The sequence below is a fragment of the Bosea sp. AS-1 genome (assembly GCF_002220095.1).
Taxonomy (GTDB): Bacteria; Pseudomonadota; Alphaproteobacteria; order Rhizobiales; family Beijerinckiaceae; genus Allobosea.
This window is the reverse complement of sequence record NZ_CP022372.1, coordinates 3,494,798-3,509,860: the sequence shown is the minus strand read 5'-3', so window position 1 is coordinate 3,509,860 and position 15,063 is coordinate 3,494,798. Positions and strand designations below refer to the sequence as shown.

13 protein-coding genes are annotated in these 15,063 nt (G+C 67.6%); 11 read left to right on the top strand and 2 right to left on the bottom strand.

Features of this window, described 5'->3' with window-relative positions; translation table 11 throughout:
- Positions 1–194: 194 nt before the first annotated feature.
- Positions 195–896, top strand: coding sequence for a GntR family transcriptional regulator (locus tag CE453_RS18500; protein WP_089175908.1), 702 nt, complete (start codon positions 195–197; stop codon positions 894–896).
- Positions 897–904: 8 nt separating this feature from the next.
- Here the strand turns inward: CE453_RS18500 and CE453_RS18495 are convergent, their stop codons facing one another.
- The gene (locus tag CE453_RS18495) at positions 905–1,798 is read right to left on the bottom strand and encodes an isocitrate lyase/PEP mutase family protein (RefSeq protein ID WP_089175907.1); all 894 of its coding nucleotides are present in this window, start codon (positions 1,796–1,798) and stop codon (positions 905–907) included.
- A gap of 161 nt (positions 1,799–1,959) precedes the next feature.
- On the opposite strand from CE453_RS18495, the gene CE453_RS18490 reads away from it, so the two are divergent.
- The 7 genes from CE453_RS18490 (at position 1,960) to CE453_RS18455 (ending at position 9,674) form a co-directional block, all read left to right on the top strand.
- Positions 1,960–3,009, top strand: coding sequence for an ABC transporter substrate-binding protein (locus CE453_RS18490; RefSeq protein WP_089175906.1), 1,050 nt, complete (start codon positions 1,960–1,962; stop codon positions 3,007–3,009).
- A gap of 106 nt (positions 3,010–3,115) precedes the next feature.
- Positions 3,116–4,846: an ABC transporter permease gene (locus CE453_RS18485; protein WP_089175905.1), complete on the top strand. Its 1,731-nt coding sequence runs from the start codon at positions 3,116–3,118 to the stop codon at positions 4,844–4,846.
- Positions 4,847–4,857: 11 nt separating this feature from the next.
- Positions 4,858–5,940, top strand: a complete 1,083-nt coding sequence (locus CE453_RS29485) for an ABC transporter ATP-binding protein (RefSeq protein WP_282568762.1) — start codon at positions 4,858–4,860, stop codon at positions 5,938–5,940.
- On the top strand, positions 5,937–7,004 hold the full coding sequence (locus CE453_RS18470) for an Ldh family oxidoreductase (RefSeq protein ID WP_089175904.1): 1,068 nt from the start codon (positions 5,937–5,939) through the stop codon (positions 7,002–7,004). The genes CE453_RS29485 and CE453_RS18470 overlap by 4 nt, the downstream gene beginning before the upstream one ends.
- Positions 7,005–7,006: 2 nt before the next feature.
- Positions 7,007–7,309 (top strand): DUF4387 domain-containing protein, encoded by a 303-nt coding sequence (locus tag CE453_RS18465; RefSeq protein WP_089175903.1) that lies wholly within the window; start codon positions 7,007–7,009, stop codon positions 7,307–7,309.
- Complete coding sequence (locus CE453_RS18460; RefSeq protein ID WP_198302146.1) at positions 7,306–8,700, top strand: acyclic terpene utilization AtuA family protein; 1,395 nt, start codon at positions 7,306–7,308, stop codon at positions 8,698–8,700. The genes CE453_RS18465 and CE453_RS18460 overlap by 4 nt, the downstream gene beginning before the upstream one ends.
- Positions 8,697–9,674 carry a D-2-hydroxyacid dehydrogenase family protein gene (locus CE453_RS18455; protein ID WP_089175902.1) on the top strand — a complete coding sequence of 326 codons (978 nt, stop codon included), beginning with the start codon at positions 8,697–8,699 and terminating at the stop codon, positions 9,672–9,674. Before CE453_RS18460 ends, CE453_RS18455 begins: the two co-directional genes overlap by 4 nt.
- A 7-nt stretch (positions 9,675–9,681) precedes the next feature.
- Here CE453_RS18455 and CE453_RS18450 read toward each other — a convergent pair whose 3' ends face one another.
- Entirely contained in the window at positions 9,682–11,097 is a 1,416-nt protein-coding gene (locus CE453_RS18450; RefSeq protein ID WP_198302145.1) for an MmgE/PrpD family protein, read from the bottom strand.
- Between the two features lie 109 nt (positions 11,098–11,206).
- Here CE453_RS18450 and CE453_RS18445 point away from each other — a divergent pair, with 109 nt between their 5' ends.
- The 3 genes from CE453_RS18445 (at position 11,207) to CE453_RS18435 (ending at position 15,060) form a co-directional block, all read left to right on the top strand.
- Positions 11,207–11,917 (top strand): GntR family transcriptional regulator, encoded by a 711-nt coding sequence (locus tag CE453_RS18445; protein ID WP_089175901.1) that lies wholly within the window; start codon positions 11,207–11,209, stop codon positions 11,915–11,917.
- Between the two features lie 157 nt (positions 11,918–12,074).
- Positions 12,075–13,583 (top strand): FAD-dependent tricarballylate dehydrogenase TcuA, encoded by a 1,509-nt coding sequence (tcuA, locus tag CE453_RS18440; RefSeq protein WP_248307789.1) that lies wholly within the window; start codon positions 12,075–12,077, stop codon positions 13,581–13,583.
- A 7-nt stretch (positions 13,584–13,590) separates the two neighbouring features.
- Positions 13,591–15,060: an MmgE/PrpD family protein gene (locus tag CE453_RS18435; RefSeq protein ID WP_089175900.1), complete on the top strand. Its 1,470-nt coding sequence runs from the start codon at positions 13,591–13,593 to the stop codon at positions 15,058–15,060.
- The last annotated feature ends 3 nt before the right edge of the window (positions 15,061–15,063 follow it).

The following is a 15,063-nucleotide window of genomic DNA, read 5'->3' as shown; positions in this document are numbered from 1 at the left end:
TGCTTGTCGATGCGTTTGATGAAGCACGGCCCTGCGCGGATGCGCCAGCTACGTCCCGAGGCCGGATTCGCGGCAGGGAAGGGGCATTTGCACGCGGTGGAAAGAGGCGTCGGGCTCTTTTCGTCACGCTCCCGCGCGATTACCGATCCCTGGAGGCAGGCCGGATCCGGCTGTCGGAACCATGGGAGATCGGCATGAACAGCGAGGCCGTGCTGCTCGACAGAGACCAGTTCGCTTCCGCGGCGGACTACGCCTATGCGGCGCTGCGCAAGGAAATCGTCGAGGGGCGCTTTCCGCCCGGCCGCAGGATGCGCGAGATCGAGCTCGCGCAACTGCTCGGGATCAGCCGCACGCCGACCCGCCAGGCACTGTCGCGCCTCGAGCTCGAAGGCTTGCTCGATCTGAGGCCCCGGATGGGGCTGGTCGTATCGGTGCTCGACGAGGATGCGGTCGAGGAGCTTTACGAGATGCGTGCGGCGGTGGAGGGCACGGCTGCCGCCATGGCCGCGCGCCATGCCAGCCCGCGCGACATCGCATTGCTGAATCGGCTTCTGGAGCAGGAGGCGGCGCTCGCGGGCGAACCGTTGACGCTCTACCGGCACAACCGCGCGCTGCACGAAGCCATCCATGCGGCGGCTCATAACCGCTACCTCGTCAAGGGCCTCCACGCCCTGCACGACGCGATTGCGTTGCTCGGCCCCACCACGCTGGCGGCGAGCGGCCGCGCCGCGGTCGCCCATGCCGAGCATGCTGCGATCATCAAGGCGATCTGCGAGCGCGACGATGCCACGGCCGAGCGGCTCGCCCGGGCGCATATCCTCGGCGCGCTCGATGTCCGGCGCGGCATCCTCGCTCTGGAGCGCGACCGTGGCGGGGAGGGCGAACAGGGCGGATGAAACGGCTCTCAGGCGCCCTTGTAGCGCGCCTCGAGCGCGTCGAATTCCGGCTTGCCGACGATGCGTTGCCGTTCGGCGAAGCTCGCCAGCCTGTTCTCGGCGCCCGCCAGCGACCCCACGTCCCGCAACGAGCCCAGGACCTCCTGCGCCGCAAGCACCATCGCCTGGAGGGCGGCATTGGCGTAGAGCGCGATGGAGAAGCCCATGGCCGCCAGCTCCTCGCGCGGCAGCATCGGGGTCTTGCCACCCATCACGACATTGACGAGTTGCGGTGCCGGCAACTGGCCGATGGCCCGCATCTCCTCGATCCCTTCCGGCGCTTCGACGAAGATCACGTCCGCGCCGGCCTCGGCCATGGCGTGGGCACGCTCCAGCGCCCGGTCGAGCCCCTCGACGGCGCGGGCATCGGTGCGCGCGATGATCACGGTGTCGTCGTCGCGGCGCGCATCGAGCGCGGCATGGATCTTGGACAGCATTTCCGGCAGCGGGACCACGCCCTTGCCGGAGAAGTGACCGCATTTCTTCGGAAAGATCTGGTCCTCGATCTGCAGGGCGGCCGCGCCGGCGCGCTCCAGCAGATGCACGGTGCGGTAGACGTTGAGCGCGTTGCCGAACCCGGTGTCGATGTCGACCACGAGCGGGATCGTCGTCACGTCGCTGATGCGGGCGGCAGCCTCCGCCAGCTCCGTCACCGAAAGCAGGCCGAGATCGGGCATGCCGAGCTGCATGTTCGTGAAGCCTGCGCCGGTCAGGTAGACGGCCTCGTAGCCGAGATCCTCGACGATGCGCGCCGTAAGCGCATTGGCCGCGCCTGGCAGCAGGAAGGCGTCCCGCTTGGCGATGCGCTGACGAAGGCGGCGGCGGGCGCTGCTGGGCGGTGCGGTGTCGACGGTCTTGAGCATAAGCGGGGCCCTGGGCTGTCGCGACCGGTCGGGTCGCTCCGATCCGCTTCACCTATCCGTCGCGGCATTAAAAAGTCAACTGTTGACAGTTTACACATTGGCGGGCGAGAGTTGCCCCAGAGCGCCCGGCAGAGGCGCGTCAAAGCACGGGAGAAGACGTCATGGCCGATCATGGTTGTTCCGGCATCAAGCCGACGCGCCGCGCAGTTCTCGCAGGCGCAGCCTCGCTTGCCGCGATAGGAGCCGCGCGAGCCCAGCAGGCGGGGCTCGACATGGCCGCCGCGAAGAAGGAAGGCAAGGTCGTCATCTACAACAACTGGCAGCCGAACGGCATCGAGCCGCTGCTGCAGAAGTTCCGCGACGCCAATCCGGGCATTCAGACCGAGCAGATCCGCCTCGGCAGCAACCCGCTCATCGAGCGCTTCCAGACCGAGTTCGTCGCCGGCCGCAACCTTTGCGACGTGCTCGTCACCTTCCCGGACGAGCGGATCGGGGAGGGCATGAAGAACGGCTGGGCGGCGCAGTGGACGCCGCCGGAAATCGGCAATTTCGCGCCGGAGTACAACGAGGACAATCGCCTTTTCACCATCCAGCATGCGCGCGAATGCATCATCTGGAACAAGGCGCAGGTCCGCCCCGCCGATGCCCCGAAGGATTGGGCCGACCTCCTCGACCCGAAATGGAAGGGCCGCGTCGGCATGAATCCGCCCTGGCGTTCGGTCTCGATCCAGCAGATCTGCGCCTTCTGGGAGGATATCGGCATCAAGGATGCGCCGGAGCGGCTGAAGGCCAACGAGGTCCGCTTCTTCGAGGGCTCGGGCGGCATCATCCAGGCCGTGGTGCGTGGTGACGTGCGCGTCGCCGAGTTGACGGACCTTCCGCTCAACCCGCTGCTGGAGGACGGCGCTCCCATCGGCTTCATCTATCCGAAATCGGGTACGACCCTGTCCGCCAACAAGGCTTTCGTCGCTGCCAAGGCTCCGAATCCCAATGCTGGAAAGGTCTTCCTGAACTGGCTGATGACGGAGCAGGGCCAGATCCATCTCCAGACCTATTGCGGCCTCTCCGTCACCCGCAAGGGCGCACCGCCGCTGAGCAAGCTGCCGGCGACCTCTGCACTCAGCAATGTCGTCGATGGCGAGAAGATCCTGACGCCGGAGCGTCAGACGGCCATCGTCGACAAATGGCGCTCGACCTTCGGCATCCGCTGATGCCGCACCGATGCGCGCTGCCGTGGCAGCGCGCCGACTTCATGGGCCAGGACGGTGATGCCGGGCTGGGGTTTCGCGCCCCGGCAAGGCGGCCAGGGAGCCGATCATGTCAGAACAAGCCATCGTCATGCAGGCCGTAGCGGCCTCTCCTCCAGCCCGCCGCGCCGGGCAGGGCGGCGCCGTGCTCACGGGCGTCTATTGGGCGACCTTCCTCGTGGTCGCTGCCATGGTCGCGATCCCGGTGGTCGCGCTGGTCTATGGCAGCTTCCGCACCAGCGCGCCGGGGCTGCCCGGCGAGTGGACGCTCGAGAACTATGCCGGGCTCGCCTCCGGCGGCGTGCTCTCCTCGATGGCGACGACGCTGGTTATCGGTCTCTTCACCTCGGTTATTTCGATCATCGTGGGAACCGCGATCGCGCTGATCGTCCACCGCACCGATTTCCGCTACGGCAACGCCGTGGTCGCGCTGATCGGGCTCAGCTTCTACTTTCCGTCCTTCATTCTCGCCATGGCGTGGATCATCGTCGGCGCACCGGGTGGGGTCTACAACACCATCGTCGACGACACGCTCGGCATGCCCTGGCTCAGGGCGGACATCTACACCGCTGCCGGCATCGTCTTCGTGATGTCGCTGCATCAGGTGCCCTTCGTCTATCTGACGATGCGCGGCCCCATCGCCGGCATGGATCCGATCTACGAGGAGGCGGCCAATACGGCCGGCGCCAGGCCGCACCAGGTGCTGCTGCGCGTGACCTTGCCGCTGCTCGGTTATTCGCTGATCTCGAGCTTCATCCTCACTTTCGTGATGACGATCGAGCAGTTCGCCATTCCAGCCCTGCTCGGCATTCCGGGGCAGGTGACGATGCTGGCGACGCAGCTTTATCTGCTCGTCCGCTTCACCCCGACCGATTACGGGCTTGCAGCCGCAATCGGCGTGGCGCTCAGCCTCATCACCGGCGCGGCGATCTGGGCGCAGCGTCGCGTTACGACGGCTGGGCGGTTGACCACGGTCACCGGCAAGGCCGGGCGCCTCAAGCTGATTCCGCTCGGGCGCTGGCGCTGGGCGGCCAATCTGCTCTGCTTCGGCTTCATCTTCCTCGGCCTGATCATGCCGATGATCATCCTGATCTACACCTCGGTCCTGAAGTGGTTCACGGTGAACCCGCTGGAAGGCATGTACACGCTGCGCAACTACGTCTTCATCTGGGAGAGCGCATCCACCGTCACCAGCTTCACCAACACGCTTATCGTCTCCGGCGTCGGGGCCGCGGTCGGCGTCACGCTCGGCGTGCTCTGCTGCTACTTCACGCTGCGGCTCAAGCCCCGCGGCTATCGCACGCTCGATTTCATCGTGAGCCTGCCTTTCGGCGTGCCGGGCGTCGTGCTCGGCCTGGGGTTGCTCTGGGCCTATGCCTATCTGCCGCTGCCGCTCTACGGCACCTTGACCCTGATGATCATCGCCTTCGTCACGCGCTTCCTGCCCTACGCGACGGAGACGGTGGGCGGGCAGATGGTGCAGATCGACAAGAGCCTCGAAGAAGCGGCCTGGGTGAATGGCGCGACGCGCGCGCAGGGTATCTGGCGCATCCTGCTGCCGCTGGTGACGCCTTCCGTGCAAGGCGCTTATTTCCTGCTCTTCATGGCGTTCTTCCGCGAGATCTCCTCGGCGATCCTGATCTACTCGGTCAACACCTCGGTGATCTCGATCTCGATCTGGTCCTTCTTCGAACAGGCGAACTGGGGGCTGGCGAGCGCGCTTGCCGTGGTCGCCACCCTGATCATCTTCGTCGCCATGGCTCTGATCATGAAGCTCGTGCCGACCGCGCGGCGCGGCTGAGGAGGCGTATCGTGAGCATCAACGTCCAGAATCTGGTGAAGCGCTATGGCGCGCTCACCGTCGTCCACGGCATCTCCTTCGACGTCGGCAAGGGCGAGTTCATCTCGCTGCTCGGCCCTTCGGGCTGCGGCAAGACCACGACCCTGCGCTGCATCGCGGGTCTCGAGGACGCCGATGGCGGCGTCATCCGGATCGACGATCGCGTCGTCTCGGCGCCGGAACAGGGCGTTCTCGTGCCGGCGCATGAGCGCCAGATCGGCATGGTCTTCCAGTCCTATGCGATCTGGCCGCACATGACGGTCGCGGCGAATGTCGGCTTTCCGCTGGCGATCCGAAAGGTGGCGGCGGCCGATGTCGCGAAGCAGGTCGACGAGGCGCTGGAGATCGTCGGCATGCGCCATCTGCGCGAGCGTCATCCCTCGCAACTGTCCGGCGGCCAGCAGCAGCGCGTCGCGCTGGCCCGCGCCATCGTCGGCCGCCCGCGCGTCCTGCTTTTCGACGAGCCGCTCTCCAACCTCGACGCCAAGCTGCGCGAAGGCACGCGGATCGAGATCAAGCGCCTGCAGCGCGAGCTCGACGTCGCCACCGTCTACGTCACCCACGACCAGGAAGAGGCGCTATCGATGTCGGATCGCGTCGTCGTCATGGATCAGGGACGCATCACCCAGGCCGGCACGCCGAAGGAATTGTATCGGCGCCCGGCCAACCGCTTCGTCGCGGATTTCGTCGGGCGCGCGAGCTTCATCGATGTCGAACGGGCCAATGGCGCGGGCTGGTCGACCGCCAGCGGCATCAGGCTGAAGCTCGATGATGCCGGGGCGCCGGAGGCCCAGCGCTACCAGGCGATGCTGCGGCCCGAAAGCATCGAGATCGCCCCCGGAGCGACGGCCCGCGTCGAGGGCGGGGACAATGTGCTCGAAGGCCGCGTGCTCGAAAGCCATTATCTGGGCGCCTATACCGAATACCTCGTCGACGCGTCGGGAGCGCGCGTGAAGGTGCATTCCCGCTCCGATTTCGACGTCGGTGACGCGGTGACGCTGCGCTTCGCGCCCGAATATTGCCGCCTCGTCGCGCTGGAGGAGAAGCGGGCATGACGCTCGCTCCGGTCGCGGCGGACGACGCACGAAACTTCGTCGCGGCGCTGTTCGCGAAGGCCGGCGTGCCCGCGGCCGATGCGGCGACCGTGGCGCGCTGCCTCGTCGAGGCGGATCTGCGCGGCGTCGTCTCGCATGGCGTCGGGCGCGTGCCGATCTATCTGCATCGCATTGCGATCGGCCTCGTCGACCCGGTCGCTCCGATCGCGGTCGAGGAGCTGGCCCCGGCGGTGGCTCGCATCGACGGCGCCAATGCGCTCGGGTTCCTGGTCGGCAGCCGGGCCATGGCGGAGGCGATCGAGCGTGCCGGCCGCTTCGGTATCGGCATGGCGCTCGCCCATCGCAGCACGCATTTCGGCATGGCCGCGAGTTATCTGCGCCAGGCGATCGAGGCCGGTTTCGCCGCCTTCGTCTTCACCAATGCCTCGCCCGCCATGCCGGTCTGGGGCGGGCGTGTGCCTTTCCTCGGCACCAGCCCCTTCGCCTTCGGTGCACCGGGAGGCGAGCACGGGCCGCCGGTCCTGCTCGACATGGCGACCTCCATCGTCGCGCGGGGCAAGATCCGTCGCGCCGCGGCCGCCGGGCAGCCGATCCCGCCGGACTGGGCGCTCGACAAGGATGGCCAGCCAACGACCGATGCGGCTGCCGCCTATGAAGGCATCATCCTGCCGCTGGGCGGCCCGAAGGGCTCCGGGCTTTCGCTGATGATGGAGGTCCTCGCCGGGGTCATGTCCGGCTCGGCCTTCGGCGGGGAGGTCGGCAACCAGTACAGCGACGAGGACAGGCCGCAGAATGTCGGTCACATGTTCATCGCGCTGAAGCCCGAACTCGCCATGGATCGCGCGGCCTACGCTGCACGGATGGACGCCTTGGCCCAGCGGGCAAAGGCCTGTCCGCCCGTGAAGGAAGGTGGAGAGATCCTCTTCCCCGGAGAGCCCGAGGCGAAACTCGAGGCGCAGAGGCTGCGCGACGGCATCCCCCTGGCGAAGGAAGACCGCGAGGGGCTTGTCGAGGCGGCACGGACGCTCGGCGTTCCCGTCCCGGCCTGGCTCGCGGAGACCTGACCATGCGGCTCGACTCCGTCGCGCGGGTGATCCGCAGCAAGAACGCCGGGCCCTGCCTGCTGACCTTCGACCTGATGCTGCCTGATGCCGCGAGTTTCGCCGCCGTTTCGGAAAAGCTGCCGGTGCTGCGCGAGAAGGTCGCGAAGGCCTATGGCCGCAGCGAGAACGAGGTCGCGGTCATCGCCTATGCGCCGGCGCTGGCGGTGAAGATCACCCTGCCGCGTGACGTCATCTCCGGCGATATCGGCGATCGCGACGTCTATGGCGCGCAGCAGCACGCACCGCTTCTGGACATCGAACTGTGACGGCGATCGGCAGGCTTCTCGATGATTTCGCGCGCCGGCGCCGGCCGTTGCGCTCGCTCGGCGCCTCCGGCCAGCTCGGCTACGGCATCCCGACGCCCGCCTTTGAGGCCGGGCTCGCGCGGGCGCCGGACATGATCGGCGTCGATATGGGGTCAATCGATATCGGCCCGAACTATCTCGGTGCCGGCAAGCTCGCGCCGACGCGGGTCGGTGCGAAGCGTGACCTGCGCAAGGTGCTGGGCGGCGCGCGCAGGCTCGATATCCCGCTGATCGTCGGCTCCGCCGGCTCGGCCGGGGCGCGGCCGCATCTCGACCAGACGCTGGCGATGATCCGCGAGATCGCGGCCGAGGATGGGCTGCGGTTCCGGATGGCGGTGGTTGCCTCCGACATGCCGCGGGATGTGCTCAAGGCGGCGGTCCGGGCTGGCAGGACCCGCCCGATGGACACGATGCCGGCCTTGACCGAGGCCGATGTCGACGCCGCGAGCCACGTCGTGGCGCAGCTCGGGCTGGAAGCGTTCTGCCGCGCGCTGGAGGCCGATGTCGATGTCGTGGTGCTCGGCCGGGCCTGCGATACCGGCATCTTCGCCAGCATCCCGGCGATGCTCGGCTTTCCGCCCGGCATCGCCATGCACATGGCCAAGATCGTCGAATGCGCCTCGCTCTGCTGCACGCCGGGCGGCCGCGACACCATTCTCGGCGTGCTCGACGATGACGGATTCGAGCTGGAGAGCATGGCGCCGAACCGGGCGGCGACTCCGGCCTCCGTCGCCGCGCACAGCCTCTATGAACAGGCCGACCCTTATGAGATTCGCGAGCCGGCCGGCTGGGCCGACCTGCGCGTTGTGACCTATCGCGCGCTCGACGAGCGTCGCACGCGAGTCGAGGGGGCGGTCTTCCATAAGGCCGAGCGTTCGACGCTGAAGCTCGAAGGCGCCGCCTTCGTCGGTCATCGCGCGCTGCTGCTGGCCGGTGCCGCCGACCCACGCTTCATCGCGGGGCATCGCGAAATCTTCGCTGCTGTCGCCAAGGTGGTGCGTGATCTGGTCTGCGAGGACGCGCCGGAGGATTATCGCCTGAACTTCCGGCTCTATGGCGTCGACGGCGTCAGGGCCTGGGCCGAACCCGGTGCCGTCCCGCGTGAGGCGTTCGTCATGGGCGAATGCATCGCGCCGACGCCGGAGCGGGCGGAGGAGGTGATCCGCACGACCAAGCAGTACCTGCTGCATCACGGCTATGAGGGGCGGCTTTCGACGGCCGGTAATCTGGCTTTCCCCTTCACGCCGCCCGAGCTCAATGCGGGGCCGGCCTATCGCTTCAACGTCTTCCATCTCATGGAGATCGAGGACGCGGCATCGCTCTTCCCGGTCGAGGTGGAGACCTTTCGATGACCCGTATCGCCGTTCTTGACGATTATCAGAACGTGGCGCGCGGCTATGCCGACTGGGTGAGCCTCGGCGCCGATGCAGCCGTCGACGTCTTCAACGAACCCCTAGGATCTGAGGAAGAGGCGGCGGGGCGGCTGGCGGATTACGACGTGCTCTGCCTGATGCGGGAGCGCCTGCCGTTGCCGCGCAGCCTGATCGCGCGCCTGCCGCGATTGAAGCTCGTCGTCGTCACCGGCGGCCGGGCGCGAGTGATCGATTTCGATGCCGCAGCCGAGCATGGCGTGACCGTTTGCCATACCCGCGCCGGCGAATCCGAGCATGCGACACCCGAGCTCGCCTGGGCGCTGCTGTTGTCGGCGGCGCGGCACTTGCCGGAGGAATACCGGCGCATGCGCGAAGGCGGCTGGCAGGAGACGGTCGGCACCACGCTCGGCGGCCGGACGCTCGGCCTGATCGGTCTCGGCAAGCTCGGCAGCCGCATGGCGCCGATCGCTCGCGCTTTCGGCATGAAGGTCATTGCCTGGAGCCCGAATCTGACGCCGGAGCGGGCGGCGGGGCACGGCGCGGAGGCGGTCGGCAAGGCGGAGCTGTTCGCACGGGCCGATGCGATCTCGATCCATGTCCCCCTGACGCCGGGCAGCAGGAATCTCGTCGGCGCGGCCGAGATCGCGGCGATGAAGCCGGGCGCGATCCTGGTCAACACTTCGCGCGGGCCGATCGTCGACGAGGTGGCGCTGCTGTCGGCCCTGAACGAAGGGCGCATCCGCGCCGGGCTCGACGTCTACGACATCGAGCCGCTGCCGAAGGAGCATCCGCTGCGGCGCGCGCCCAATCTCGCGCTCTCGCCGCATCTCGGCTTCGTCACCGAAGGCGCCTACCGGATGTTCTACGAGGACACCGTCGAAGCGATCCGCGCCTGGCAGGCGGGCGAGCCCATTCGGGTGCTCGCCGCGCCAGCGGCCGCAAAGGCCGGCTGAAGCTCCCTTAGGGTTCGCGCCTCAGCGCCGCCGCGAGCTCCGCCACGGAGCGGTTCTCGATGTCGAGCACGACGTCGCGGACCGCCGCCGCCTGGCGCTCGTCGACCGCCAGCGAGGCCGAGGCCATGAACTTCGCCGCGACCGCTTCAGTGTCGAGCGCCCGCTCGCCCGCGCCGCTGTTGACGCGGACATGGCGGAAGAGCTCGCGCCCGTCCTTCAGCGTGACGCGCACCCCACCGGAGAAGAATTGCGGGAAGACGGAGGCAGGATCCACCGAGCATTTCACCCGTGTCGCCAGCTCGCGCACCCGCGGATCGCGCAGGGCTTCGTCCTGCAGCTCCGGCAGGTTGAAGCAGCGCTTGATCAGGCAGGTCGCGACGACGAATTGCGCGCTGAACTTCGCCTCGTAATCGGTCGAGGGCCTTTCCTTGGCCTCAGCCGGCTCGGCGACGATCGGCATCGTATCCCTGGGCAGATAGGCTTCGACGGAGGCGATCTCGCGCCAATCGACGAGCCCGGCGAGCTCGATGGCGGCATCCGCGCAGCCATGGATGAAATGGCAGACGGGATAGGGCTTGAGCGCGGTATCGGCGAAGTGCCAGCGTTCGCCCAGCTCCGACACCATGATGTCGAGATCGACATGCTCGGTTCTGCTCTGCAGATGCGTGTCGAACAGGCCGAACTTGCCCTCATAGGGGCGGGTCGGTCCCTTGAAACCGGCCTGGGCGAGATAGGCGGCCGTGATCCCCGCGACCGCGGCCCAGCCGGGATGGAAGCGCTTGGTCCAGGCGCCTTCCTCCAGGAAGACCTGGACGCCCGAGGCCGTGCTGGCGGCGATCCCCTGTGCTTCCGTCATCGCGCCTGCATCGAGCCCGAGCAGCTTCGCGGCGATCACGGCGGAGCTGAAATGCGCGACCACGCCGGTCGCGTGGAAGCCGACATGATGGAACCCGCCCTTCACGGCCGCGCCAACGCGGACCGCCGTTTCCATGCCGGCGAAATAGGCGGTGAGGAAGGTCCGCCCGTCGACGCCGAGCGCCTCGCCGAGCGACAGGGCGCAGGGCAGGCAGGCCGCGGTCGGATGGACGATGCTGGTCAGGTGCGTGTCGTCGAAATCGAGACCATGGATCAGGATGCCGTTGGCAAGCGCTGCATCGCGAACCGGCAGACGCTCGCTGCGGCCGAGTACGCTGCAGGGACCTGCCTCGCCGGCCAGCGCAGTGATGCCGGCCATTGCGCGCTGGGCATAGGGAAACGCGTTCGAGGCGAGCCCGACGCCGAGCGCATCGAGGATCGAGAGCTTGCCGCGCAGCCGGGCCGGGGAGGGCACCTGTTCGAAATCGAGCCTCGCCGCCATCTCGGCAAGCGCCGCGGCAGGTTTGAGTGTAGACTCCGCCAGAGCGGAGGGCGCAGTCGCGTGCATGACGCCTCCCATGGTACGGCCACGTCTTCCGGCGGCTTCCAAGGCAAATGTGGAGTCGCTATTGTAGGACTGTCAACAGTTGACTTTTAAGATCGCGAGACCGAGCGAGATGGACGAGCTTTCCAACGATCTGCTGAAGAGCCGCGTGCGGGCGAAATCGCTGGTCGACGCCGTGACCGAACGGCTCGAGGCGGCGATCCTGGGCGGGGAGCTGGCTCCCGGCAGCCGGCTCAGCGAACAGCGCCTCGCGACGGCCTTCGGAGTCAGCCGTGGGCCGCTGCGGGAGGCGATCCGCCGTCTCGAGGGGCGCCAGCTCCTGCGGCGCACGACCAACATCGGCGTTCACGTCACCGAGCTGTCGCACGAGGATCTGGCGGAGCTGATGACGGTGCGCGAGGCGCTGGAGGGCATGGCCTGCCGCTTGGCGGCCCAGACGATCACGCAGGGCCAACTGGTGGAACTGGAGGACCTGCTCGCCCAGCACGGCCGCTCCCAGGATGTGCAGGCCGGCACGGGTTACTATCAGCGCACCCCCGATTTCGACTTCCATTTCCGTATCGTGTCGGCAAGCGGCAATGCGCGGCTGATCCAGATGCTGTGCACGGACATGTACGACCTGCTCAGGATCTATCGCTACCGGTCCAGCACGCGCGGCGGGCGAGCTCGCGATGCCTATGAAGAGCATTGCGCGATCCTTGAGGCTCTGAAGAAGCGGGATCCCGAGGCCGCGGAAACGGCGATGCGGCGCCATATCCAGCACTCGCGGGAGCATATGCTCCAGCAGCTCAATGGTGCAGCGGCTGCGGCCGCCGCCGGATAGCGACGCCTCCCGGTAAACTTGCTCCGACAACAGCGGCGCTCCTCGTGAATGGCAGGCGTGCCGGCGCGCTGAAGAATCTTCTTGCGTTCATTTGTATACATTCGTACTCATAAGGATGCATGCCCATGGAGGACGCGCCGGAAAGATGTGCGCAGGCATGCGCGATCAGGGAGCCAGCCTCATGCAGGACAATTTCGACGTCATCGTCGTCGGTGCGGGCAATGCCGCGCTCGCGGCCTCCGTCTCGGCCAAGGAAAACGGCGCGAAGCGGGTGCTGGTGCTCGAGAAGGCGCCGCGCGAGATGCGGGGTGGCAACACTCATTGGAGCGGCGGTGTGCTGCGCTTCGCCTTCGACGATCCGCGCGAGATCGGCCCGCTGGTGCCGGAAGCCGAGGAGCAGTTCGAGAACTTCTACGAGGGCATCCAGCCCTATACGCGCGCCGACTACCATGGCGACCTGATGCGGGTGACGAGCGGACGCACCGATCCCGACCTGTCGCGCGTCCTGGTCGACAATTCCAAGGACACGGTCTTCTGGATGAACAAGATCGGCGGCATCAAGATGGAGCCGGCCGTGACGCTTTCGGCCGTGCGCAAGGGCAACATGATGGTCTGGGCGAGGGGACTCGTCGTGCGCGCCGCCCATGAGGGCGTCGGCCTGTCGCGCAGCTGGTTCCAGACCGCCGAGGGCCTCGGCATCGACATCCGCTACGGCCACGCCGTCACCGAATTGCTGACCGACGAGAAGGGGCGGGTCAGCGGCGTCAAGGTGCGCAACGACGAAGGCGTCGCGACCTACGGGGCGAAGTCGATCGTCCTCGGCTGCGGCGGCTTCGAGGCCAATGTGCAGATGCGCACCCAGCATATCGGTCCGCTGGTGGGCGGCGCCAAGGTGCGCGGCACGCCGCACAACCAGGGCGACGGCCTGCGCATGGCGATGGCGATCGGCGCCATGCCCTGGGGGCAGTGGAGCGGCTGCCACGCCACGCCGATCAGCGCCGACTGGGGCGATTTCGCGCCGCGCGAATTGACCGATCGCAGCAACCGGCTGAGCTACGTCTACAGCGTCATGCTGAACCGCAAGGGGCTGCGCTTCGTCGACGAGGGTGAGGACGGTGCGCTCTTCACTTATGCCAAGTTCGGCCGCGCGATCCTGGCCGAGCCCGGCGCCAAGGCCTGGCAGATCTTCGACCAGAAGGTCGTCCACCTGCTGGAGCCGCGCTACCAGACCAGCCAGCCGATCACCTCCGATACGATCGAGGGACTGCTGGAGCAGCTCGACATCGAAGACAAGGCGCAGGCGCTGCGCACGATCACCGAATACAATGCCGCGGCCAACGATGCGGACGAGCGCTACGACCCCACTAAGAAGGACGGTCTCGCCACCAAGGGCCTCGCCCTGCCGAAGACGAATTGGGCGGTGAAGCTCGATAAGCCGCCCTATGTCGCCTACAGCGCGACCGGCGGCATCACCTTCACTTTCGGTGGGCTCAAGGTGAACAAAGACGCGCAGGTCATCGGCACCGACTGGCGCGCGATCAAGGGGCTGTTCTGCTGCGGCGAGATGGTCGGTGGCCTGTTCTACGACAACTATCCTGCCGGCACGGGCCTCGTCTCGGGCGCCACCTTCGGGCGGATCGCCGGGCGCAACGCCGCGACGATGTGAGGCGGCCATGGCGAAGGCCACCGACAGCCAAACCATCCTCGGCCGCCTCGGCGCCCTGGTCGCGGGTTTTTCCGCCGAGCAGGTGACACCGAAGGCGCTGCAGCAGGCGCGCACCTGCATCCTCGACACGATCGGCGTCACGCTCGCGGGCGCCGACGAGCCGTGCACCCGGATCCTCAAGGAGACCCCCGGCGTCGCCGATGCGCCGGGCAAGGCGCTGCTGATGGGCACGGGCCGGCGCACCAGCGCGCTCGATGCGGCGCTGGTCAACGGCACCGCCTCCCATGCGCTCGATTTCGACGATTTCAGCGGCGCCCTCGGCGGCCATCAGTCGGTGCCGCTGGTGCCGCTGCTCTTCGCGCTTGCCGATGAACGCGGCGCCACCGGCAAGGCTCTGATCGCGGCCTATGTCGTCGGCGTCGAGACCGAGATCCGCCTGGCGCGCGCGGTCAACTTCCATCATTACGACAAGGGCTGGCACCCGACGGCAACGCTCGGCGTCTTCGGCGGCGCCGCTGCGGCGTCCCATCTCATGCGCCTCGATGCGCAGAAGACCGCGGCGGCGCTCGCCATCGCCGCCTCGCTGGCGAGCGGACTCAAGGCCAATTTCGGCACCATGACCAAGCCGCTTCATATCGGCCAGTGCGGACGCAGCGGGCTGCTCGCGGCCCTGCTGGCCGAGCGCGGCTTCGATGCGGCGCTGGACGCCATGGAGCACAGGCAGGGCTTCCTCGACGTCTTCAACGGCAAGGGCACCTACGACGTCGACAAGATCTTCGAGAACTGGGCGGAACCGCTCGAGATCGCCGATGATACGATCGGGCTGAAGCAGTATCCCTGCTGCGGCAGCACCCATTCCGCGATCTTCATGATGCAGCAGCTGCGCAAGGAGCACGGCCTGCGCCCGGACGATGTCGCGAAGATCACGCTGTTGCCGCATGGCCGGCGGCTCCGGCATACCGACAACCCGCGCCCGCAGACCTCCCTCGAAGCCAAGTTCAGCGTCCAGTATGTCTGCGCGCGGGCGCTGAAGGACGGGACCGTCCGGCTCAAGGACTTCGAGGGCGAGGCGCATTTCGACCCCGTCATCCAGCGTCTTCTCGATGTGACGCAGGCCAGCGCGCATCCGCAGATGCGCGACGATGCTGCCGAGCAATGGGGTTCGGAGGTCATCGTCGCGTTGAAGGACGGGCGCAACGTCAGCCGGCGTATCGAGAACCTGGTGGGGCGCGGCGGCGCCTATCCGATGTCGTCGCAGGAGCTCTGGGACAAGTTTTCCGATTGCGCCGAGCGCAGCCTGCCGCGCGAGCAGGTGGCGCCGCTCTTCGAGCGGCTGGAGACGCTCGAGGCGGTCGCCGACATGGCGCAGGTTTCGCGTCTGCTCGAGGTCAGCCCGCAGCATGAGAAGCCGCCGGCTCGCATCGTCCTGGCTCCGGTCGGGACCGAGGAGGCGCCGGAAACCACCTGGGTTCCCTGATCG

Coding starts and splice junctions, on each gene's coding strand:
- CE453_RS18500 (WP_089175908.1), top strand. CDS start 195: ATGAACAGCGAGGCCGTGCTGCTCGACAGAGACCAGTTCGCTTCCGCG.
- CE453_RS18495 (WP_089175907.1), bottom strand. CDS start 1,798: ATGCTCAAGACCGTCGACACCGCACCGCCCAGCAGCGCCCGCCGCCGC.
- CE453_RS18490 (WP_089175906.1), top strand. CDS start 1,960: ATGGCCGATCATGGTTGTTCCGGCATCAAGCCGACGCGCCGCGCAGTT.
- CE453_RS18485 (WP_089175905.1), top strand. CDS start 3,116: ATGTCAGAACAAGCCATCGTCATGCAGGCCGTAGCGGCCTCTCCTCCA.
- CE453_RS18470 (WP_089175904.1), top strand. CDS start 5,937: ATGACGCTCGCTCCGGTCGCGGCGGACGACGCACGAAACTTCGTCGCG.
- CE453_RS18465 (WP_089175903.1), top strand. CDS start 7,007: ATGCGGCTCGACTCCGTCGCGCGGGTGATCCGCAGCAAGAACGCCGGG.
- CE453_RS18455 (WP_089175902.1), top strand. CDS start 8,697: ATGACCCGTATCGCCGTTCTTGACGATTATCAGAACGTGGCGCGCGGC.
- CE453_RS18450 (WP_198302145.1), bottom strand. CDS start 11,097: ATGCACGCGACTGCGCCCTCCGCTCTGGCGGAGTCTACACTCAAACCT.
- CE453_RS18445 (WP_089175901.1), top strand. CDS start 11,207: ATGGACGAGCTTTCCAACGATCTGCTGAAGAGCCGCGTGCGGGCGAAA.
- tcuA (WP_248307789.1), top strand. CDS start 12,075: ATGCGCGATCAGGGAGCCAGCCTCATGCAGGACAATTTCGACGTCATC.
- CE453_RS18435 (WP_089175900.1), top strand. CDS start 13,591: ATGGCGAAGGCCACCGACAGCCAAACCATCCTCGGCCGCCTCGGCGCC.